This window comes from Acidimicrobiia bacterium (genome assembly GCA_016650365.1).
GTDB lineage: Bacteria > Actinomycetota > Acidimicrobiia > Spongiisociales > JAENVV01 > JAENVV01.
The window spans coordinates 1-7,919 of the sequence record JAENVV010000079.1; the positions used below are offsets into that span (position 1 = coordinate 1).

Below are 7,919 nucleotides of genomic sequence, written 5' to 3' on the forward strand. Positions count from 1 at the left end.
ATCGCCGGGGTGGCGATGGCCGTATCGACGGATCTGAACCCTGGCACGTCGCCTGTGGGATCCCTGCAGGCCGCCATGTGGTTGGCCACGTCGCGGTTCCGGCTGACTCCTGAGGAGTCGCTGGCGGGGACCACCAGGCATGCCGCCAAGGCGCTCGGCCTATCCGATACCGGCATTGTCCGGGTCGGTATGCGGGCTGATCTTGCACTGTGGCGGACGACCGAGCCGGCTGCTCTGTCCTATTGGGCGGGCGTCCCTCTGTGCCAGGCCGTTTGGGTCGCGGGAAACCTGGTATTCGAGGCCGATTCAGATGATTAGGGCAATTCCTCAGATCGGCGATCCCGTTTTGCGGGCTCCAAACCAACTGGTATCGCCGGAAGAGCTCCGCGGTCCCGAAGTGCAGTCGCTCATCGATGACATGATCGAAACGATGCGGGATGCCCAGGGCGCCGGAATTGCTGCCAACCAAGTCGGTATCAACTTGCGCATCTGCGTTGTCGGGGTCGAAGCGAATGAGCGGTACCCGTACAAGCCGAATCTACCGTTGACCGTGCTGATCAACCCGATCATCGAGATTCTCGGCGACGAAACCTACCTCAATAACGAAGGCTGCCTGAGCGTTCCGATTCGGGGCGATCTACCCCGTTACATGAACCTCGAGGTAGTAGCGCTCGACCGGTCAGGGATGGAAATTCAGCAAGTGTATCGGGGTCTCAGCGCCGGGACGGTGCAACATGAGGTCGACCATCTCGATGGCAAGTTGATAACCGACCGGATTACGGATTCTCGGTCCCTGAGTACCTGGGAAAATTTCAGGAACCATCAATACGACCAGTTCGTCGAGCGGATTCAGCTGGCCATCGACGCCACCGAGCCCCGAATGGAGCCAGCATGACGGACGTCATCCTTGATGTCGCAAACCTCAGCCAGGCCGACGTAGTGAACGTTGCCAGATGGGGAGCCACCGTCCGACTGGGAGCCGACGGCCGCAGGGCCATGGAAGCTTCGGCGGCGATTGTCGATGAATACGCCGCATCCGAAACTGCGGTCTATGGAGTGTCGACCGGCTTCGGAGCTCTGGCCGCTACATACATTCCCGAGGATCGACGCCGAGAACTTCAGCTATCGCTCATCCGCTCCCATGCCGCCGGCATGGGGCCCCGCGTCGAAGGCGAAGTCGTGAGGGCGATGATGCTCCTACGGTCTCGATCTCTCGCGATGGGCTACTCGGGTGCCCGGCCGGAACTGGTCGACCTTTATCTCGCCATGCTGGTGGCCGGCATCACTCCGGTGGTCCATGAGTACGGATCGCTCGGGGCTTCTGGAGACCTTGCCCCGCTGGCCCACATTGCCCTCGCCCTGGTTGGGGAGGGAGTCGTGGTTGTTGATGGGGTCGACCGACTCGCCGCCGATGCGCTGAAGGATGCCGATCTGGAGCGGCTCGTGCTGCGAGCCAAAGAAGGACTGGCGCTTATCAACGGGACAGACGGCATCCTCGGGATGCTCATCCTGGCCCTCGACGATCTCGGAACCCTTCTGGTCTCGGCCGATGTTATTGCCGCCATGACCGTTGAAGCATTACTGGGGACTGATCGGGCGTTTCGGGCCGACCTGGTTGCCCTCCGACCCCAGCCAGGCCAACAAGTCTCGGCCGCCAACATGACGAGGGCGATGTTGGGATCTCGAATCGTGGCCTCACATCGAACCGATGACGTCCGGGTGCAGGATGCCTATTCACTTCGCTGCACCCCACAGGTTCACGGGGCGGCGAGAGATACGTGGACCCATGTGTCGCAGGTGGCCGAGAACGAGTTGCACTCGGCAATTGATAATCCAATGGTCCTTCCAGACGGTACGGTTGAGTCGTGCGGCAATTTTCACGGAGCTCCCGTAGCGTTTGCCTGTGACTTTCTGGCGATAGCTGCGGCCGAGGTTGGCGCCATCGCTGAGCGCCGACTGGACCGGCTTTTGGATCCGGCTCGGTCACACGGCCTGCCGGCCTTCCTGACCGAGGACCCCGGGGTGTCATCTGGTTACATGATCGCCCACTACACGGCGGTATCGATCGCTGCTGAGAACCGTAGGCTGGCTGCTCCTGCCAGCGTTGACTCCATGCCAACGTCGGCCATGCAAGAGGATCATGTCTCAATGGGATGGGGGGCTGCCCGCAAGCTGCGCGCCGTCGTGGACAACGTCGCCCGGATTCTGGCGGTCGAGTTGGTCGCCGCCTGTCAGGCCCTTGAACTGCGTGCTCCGCTGTTACCTAGCCCTGTCTCGTCAGCTGTCGTTGAAATGGTTCGGGACCATATCCCTCACCTTGAAGCCGACCGGAATCTTTCGCCGGAGTTGGAGACCGCTACCGGGTTGGTGCGCTCGGGTGCGGTACGAAAGGCAGCCGAGGCGGTTGCCGGTCCACTCACTTGACCACTATTCATCTCTGACCCACCCCAGTCAGAGTATGTATCCTGGGTAGGTCGGACCGTACTCACCGGAAAGTTCAGATCGTGCCAAACATAACGATGCTTGAGATAGACGAACTCATGAATTCAGAACTAGCTGGCTTTGTGAAAAAATGCCTTCGTCATCGGGCGCCGGATCCCGCTTTCCACGCCATGCAGGGCCACAATCCCGCTCTGTCGAAGGCTCTGTATGTCGCCTGGGGAACCGTATTCAACACCGGTAACGTCGATCACAATCTCAAAGAGATCATCCGCGTTCAGCTCTCGAGGGCTGCCCTCTGTAACTACTGAGGGAACGTCAGATCTGCTTCGGCGAAGCAGAATGGCCTTACCGAGGATCGGATCGATGACGGGATCGACAACTGGCGGAACAGCGAAGCATTTACCCCGGCCGAAAAGATCGCCCTGGAGTACAGCGAACTTATGCAGTTCGAACCAGCCCGGATCGATGCTGCATTCTATAAGCGGCTACGAGAGCAGTACACCGAGTCAGAGATCGTCGAACTGGGCGTGTTCATAGGCTTCAATGTGGGATACCACACGTTTTTCCGCACGCTGGACTTCTACCCGATGTTCACCCCAGACGGCCGCCTGGTGGATCAGGATGAGTCGCGTCGTATCTATGGGGAGACGCCTCATTCGCATCTGAGCTCCGATATCCAACAAGCGGTGGCCGATGCGGCAGCCGCGGTCGACTGATGCCGATCATCGAACCGCAATTACCGCACGGCGCCAACGGTCCCACGGCCCGCACCATGGAATCGTTCCGTCGATTGAGCGGTGGAGATACCATCTTCCCGCAGATACTCGCCCATGTCCCCGCCTACGCCGAAGCCATCTGGGGAGCAATGGCCGAGGCCCTGTTCGAGGGAGGCGTGGATCATCGGCTGAAGGAACTCATCCGGATTCAGTTGGCCACATCGGCCAAAGATCCCTACTTCTCGATGATGCGGTCGGCCGAGGCAGTGCAAGCCGGCCTCACCGAGGAAGACGTAACCGCCAGCCTTGGCGACTTTGAGACCAGTCCCCGATTTACCGAGGCCGAGAAGTGGGCGTTGCGGTACTCCTACCTGATGTATCGCCATCCAGATCAGGTGAATGCTGACTTCTATAACGAAGGAAAGCGACACTATTCCGAAGCCCAGATCATGGAGATGGGCGGTCTGATCGCCATTCACTACGGCCTGGCCGTTTTCATGAGTACCTTGAATGTCGACTGACCGGCCGGTCGGCTGATTGCGGATGACCACTATCGGGTCCGGTCGGCAGCCAACGGTCGAGAAGGGCACCTTCGGGGTCGAATCTCGTTAGCCTGCGACTTGGATGAAACCGGCGATTCACTTTTTCTGCCTCAGAATTCCATCACGAGCGCTCATCGTGGTGGCATCGCTGATGGCAGGTCTGGTGATATCCGCCTGCGCAAACCAGCCACGGCCCACTGCGGCTGAGTGGTTGCCGAAGTGGGAAGCCGCCGTCGCGGCGGTACCCGATGAGGCTGCTGTTGGCGAGGATCCGCCTGCCGGCTTGTGTACCGATACGCTGGCCGCCCTGCGGGCCGAGCGGCCCGGGTTGACCACTACGCCCGATCTTGCGATAGACGATACGGTGCAGGTGTGGTTCCAGATCGCCGAAGACGCCTTTTTCGAGTGTCCTCCCCGGAGCGACGTCGTCGGGAGCTTTTCCGAGGCGTACATGGAGCTCTCACGCCTTGAGAGTGAGATCGATGCCGCTCTCGGATTGAGTGAGTAACGACTCGCTGTCTGCGCAAAGAGGCGCGCCCGGGCGCCTGCCAGTGTCAGTGATATCTGCTTCGCGAATCGAGACTGCTGCATTGTGAGTATCATGCTCCGGTTGTTCTGATTGCCGGAGGCTCTCGTAATGTCCAATTTCAGCGGCCATCCCGCCGGCAGTCGCTCGGTTCTCGCGCTGGCAGCACTCGGGGTGGTCTACGGAGACATCGGCACCAGCCCGCTCTACGCGTTCAGGGAGTCTCTCAGCGCCGGTGACGGGATTCCTGTCATCGAAGCCAACATCTTCGGCGTGCTCTCTTTGATGGTCTGGTCCCTCCTGATAGTCGTGACCATCAAATACCTCCTCCTCGTAATGCGAGCGGACAACCACGGTGAGGGTGGAATCCTCGCCCTGACCGCGTTGATTCTGCCTCGGACTACGAAAAGTCGGCCCCGGCGTCTCGTCTTTGTGGTGATTGGCTTGTTCGGAACGGCGCTTCTGTATGGCGATGGCATGATCACACCGGCAATTTCTGTGCTGTCCGCGGTCGAAGGTGTGAGCCTGGCCGCCCCGGCGTTCTCACAATGGGTGATTCCTTTGGCGGTTGTCATTCTGTTGGCGCTCTTTTCGGTTCAAAGATTTGGAACCGGGCGGGTCGGGGCCGTGTTCGGCCCGGCCATGCTGGTCTGGTTTTCGGTCTTGGCCATTCTGGGCACCATATCCATCGCCCAGACCCCGCACGTCTTTCTTGCGCTGTCACCGACCTACGCGGTGAGCTTCTTCCTACGTAATGGATTCCGAGGCTTTCTCGTCCTGGGATCGGTGTTCCTTGTCGTCACCGGTGGCGAGGCGCTTTACGCCGATCTCGGCCATTTCGGCCGTCGGCCGATCCAGTTGGGCTGGTTTTTCGTGGTCTTTCCTGCGCTCATCCTCAATTACTTCGGTCAGGGTGCACTCTTAATACGCTCACCTCAGGCCATCGAAAACCCGTTCTTCTTCCTTGCCCCTGGATGGGCGCAATGGCCGCTGACCGCGTTGGCTACGGTCGCCTCGGTCATTGCGTCTCAAGCGCTCATCTCCGGGGCGTTCTCGATCACCGCCCAGGCGATCAACCTTGACTATGCGCCCCGATTCCGGGTCCTCCACACTTCGGTAACCGAGCGGGGCCAGGTGTACGTCCCCCATATCAACTGGGTGCTGGCGATTGCGGCGGTTGGCCTGGTTATCGCGTTCGGAACTTCGTCCGGTCTGGCAGCCGCCTACGGGGTGGCAGTAACGATGACCATGCTCATAACAACGGTACTGTTCCTGGTCGTGTCAAGGGTTCGGTGGAACTGGTCGTGGCCCAGGGCGATTGGCGTGAGCTTCCCATTACTCGTGGTTGACTCCGCCTTCCTCGGAGCGAATCTGTTCAAGATCCCCCAGGGCGGCTGGTTCCCTCTCGTTATCGGACTCGGCGTTTTCACCTTGATGTCCACATGGCGCACGGGCCGTCTTGCACTGCGTGACGAAGCCCTCCCCCGCCGGCTGGCGCTTTCGCGATACATTCGATCCCTAAAAGCCGATCCCCCACAACGGGTGCCAGGTACCGCGGTCTACCTCCATCGACGGCCCGGGGTGGTGCCGCCGGCTCTCCTGGCAAACTTCCACACGTTCCGGGTTCTTCATGAGGAGATGGTCGTGCTGAACGTCGTCGTATCGGACGATGCCCATGTACCGAGGGCGCGTCGGGACAGAATTCGCCATCGTGACCTGGATTTTCATGAGGTCGAGTTGACCTATGGTTTCGCCGATCGAATCGATGTTCCGGCCGACCTTCAGTCCATTGTCGACTCGCAACTGAATTTCTCTCCGGAAGCCACTACCTATTTCCTGGGCCGGGAAACCCTGGAACCAGGTAACCGACATTGGATCCTGGCGATGCGGGATCGGCTCTTTATCGTCCTGCACCGAAACGCTCGAAACCCGGCGGACGCCTTCCAGCTTCCCGCCGATCGGACGATCGGTGTCGCTACCCAACTGCGGTTCGCCGACTCAAGCTAGGCCGGGATCCGGCTATCGGTCGATGGCCGATAAGTTGTTCGAACAACGCTATACTCTCAGTAACATTTGACTTGACAGGATTTTCGGAGAACGCTCATGGCTCAACAACTATTTCGCCGCAATCGCCCATCGGGCGCCGCAATGGGATCGCGCCCCAAATCGTCTGGCCGACGAACCGTCGATCGTGGGCTGGGGGCATGGCGTGACATGGTTGGCCCAGGTTTCTCGAGTATCCAAAACCACGGGGGGTTGGATCTTGTTTCGGGAACCATCGAAGCTCGTTACAGCCGGCGTTAGCAACTGTTCAGATGATGGTCCGGCCCGATAGCCGGACCATCATGGTGTTATGCCCAGACGCACGTAGGTGTTCTGCAATCGTCGCTCGCGACAGCTAGAGAACTCGTCTTCGAGTTGGCCGAAAACCAGGCCTTCACGTAGCCGCTGGAGGAACCGGACGATCGACAGGTCGATCTCCATCGTTCCTGGTCGGCCGGCGATCATCGAATCCCGATGTCCAGCGTGTCATCTGCAAACGTTGGCAGCGAATCGTGCGAAAGTGGCTTCAACTTGGGCTGGGCCTTTCGACGTCGTTTGGCCGGTACGAGATCGCGCATGGCCTCCAGTTTTCCAAAACAGAGCAGTCGATCGTGTTCTTCCAACACCCGCGAACTCTTCGGGTTCGGAATGACCGTCGTTCCCCTCGTCAGGGTGAGAACCGCGATATCCCTCTCACGAAGGCCCGATTCGTCGATGGTCTTGCCGAGAATGTCCGCTCCTTGGCGGACCAGAAGTTCAGAAACGCCGTAGCCTGTGGAGACGGTGAGTCGTTGCCGGATGTCCAATTCAGGGAAGTCGACCTGGCTGGCTATATAGTCGATGATGGCCCCGGCGATGTCTAGATTCGTCGCGCCCTCGATGCCCTGGAGGCCTGGCGAGCTGTTGACTTCCATTACCAACGGCCCGCGGTCACTCTCCAGCATGTCTACCCCGGCCACTCTCAAACCCATGATCTGGGCAGCTTGGACTGCCACCCTTTCATATTCAGCGTCGAGTTCGACGACCTGCGTCGTGCCGCCCCGATGAACATTTGAGCGGAACTCGTCGCCAACTGCGCTTCTTCGCATGGCAGCCACGACGCGATCGCCGATGACGAATGCCCGGATGTCCTTGCCCCGGCTTTCGGCGATGAACTGTTGAATGAGGACATTCTGTTTGGTGCTCTGAAGGGTTTCGATCACCGCCTCGGCAACTCTCTTGTCCGGGGCCAGGATGACGCCGATACCCTGCGTCCCCTCCAGAAGCTTGATGACGACCGATTCGCCGCCTACCTGCTCAATGGCGGGTAGCACATCGGCCCGATCGCGCACAAACATGGTGGCCGGTATTCCGATGTCGTGCCTCGACAGGATCTGGATCGACCGCAGCTTGTCGCGGGAGTTGGCGATGCCATGGGCGGTGTTCGGTGTGTAGACATCCATCTGTTCGAATTGGCGAACGACTGCCATGCCATAGAACGTAATCGAGGTACCGATCCGCGGGGGAACCGCGTCATAGTCCGTGAGACGCTTGCCCCGGTATTGCATATCGGGGACATCACCCGAGAGGTCGATGGCGAACCGGAGCGTATTCAGAACGCGGACCTCATGGCCGCGTTCAAGAGCAGCAGTCTTGAGGCGCTGGGTGCTG

The 7,919-nt window shown here is 59.8% G+C and carries 9 protein-coding genes; 8 read left to right on the forward strand and 1 reads right to left on the reverse strand.

Going from position 1 to position 7,919, the window contains the following annotated elements:
• The 8 genes from JJE47_04685 to JJE47_04720 form a co-directional block, all read left to right on the forward strand.
• Positions 1-318 (forward strand): amidohydrolase family protein (locus JJE47_04685; GenBank protein MBK5266711.1); only part of this gene is annotated, 318 nt, incomplete at its 5' end.
• Positions 311-895, forward strand: coding sequence for a peptide deformylase (gene def / locus JJE47_04690; protein ID MBK5266712.1), 585 nt, complete (start codon positions 311-313; stop codon positions 893-895). The genes JJE47_04685 and def, both read left to right, overlap by 8 nt.
• Positions 892-2,424, forward strand: coding sequence for a histidine ammonia-lyase (gene hutH / locus JJE47_04695; protein MBK5266713.1), 1,533 nt, complete (start codon positions 892-894; stop codon positions 2,422-2,424). Before def ends, hutH begins: the two co-directional genes overlap by 4 nt.
• Before the next feature lie 80 nt (positions 2,425-2,504).
• Complete coding sequence (locus JJE47_04700) at positions 2,505-2,750, forward strand: hypothetical protein (GenBank protein ID MBK5266714.1); 246 nt, start codon at positions 2,505-2,507, stop codon at positions 2,748-2,750.
• A gap of 132 nt (positions 2,751-2,882) precedes the next feature.
• The gene (locus JJE47_04705; protein MBK5266715.1) at positions 2,883-3,158 is read left to right on the forward strand and encodes a hypothetical protein; all 276 of its coding nucleotides are present in this window, start codon (positions 2,883-2,885) and stop codon (positions 3,156-3,158) included.
• Entirely contained in the window at positions 3,158-3,679 is a 522-nt protein-coding gene (locus JJE47_04710) for a carboxymuconolactone decarboxylase family protein (GenBank protein MBK5266716.1), read from the forward strand. The genes JJE47_04705 and JJE47_04710 overlap by 1 nt, the downstream gene beginning before the upstream one ends.
• Positions 3,680-3,782: 103 nt before the next feature.
• Positions 3,783-4,208, forward strand: coding sequence for a hypothetical protein (locus tag JJE47_04715; GenBank protein ID MBK5266717.1), 426 nt, complete (start codon positions 3,783-3,785; stop codon positions 4,206-4,208).
• Between the two features lie 129 nt (positions 4,209-4,337).
• Positions 4,338-6,233, forward strand: coding sequence for a potassium transporter Kup (locus tag JJE47_04720; GenBank protein ID MBK5266718.1), 1,896 nt, complete (start codon positions 4,338-4,340; stop codon positions 6,231-6,233).
• Positions 6,234-6,730: 497 nt separating this feature from the next.
• On the opposite strand, the gene JJE47_04725 is transcribed toward JJE47_04720, so the two are convergent.
• Positions 6,731-7,919: RimK family alpha-L-glutamate ligase (locus JJE47_04725; protein ID MBK5266719.1), on the reverse strand; the 1,189-nt coding region annotated here is incomplete at its 5' end.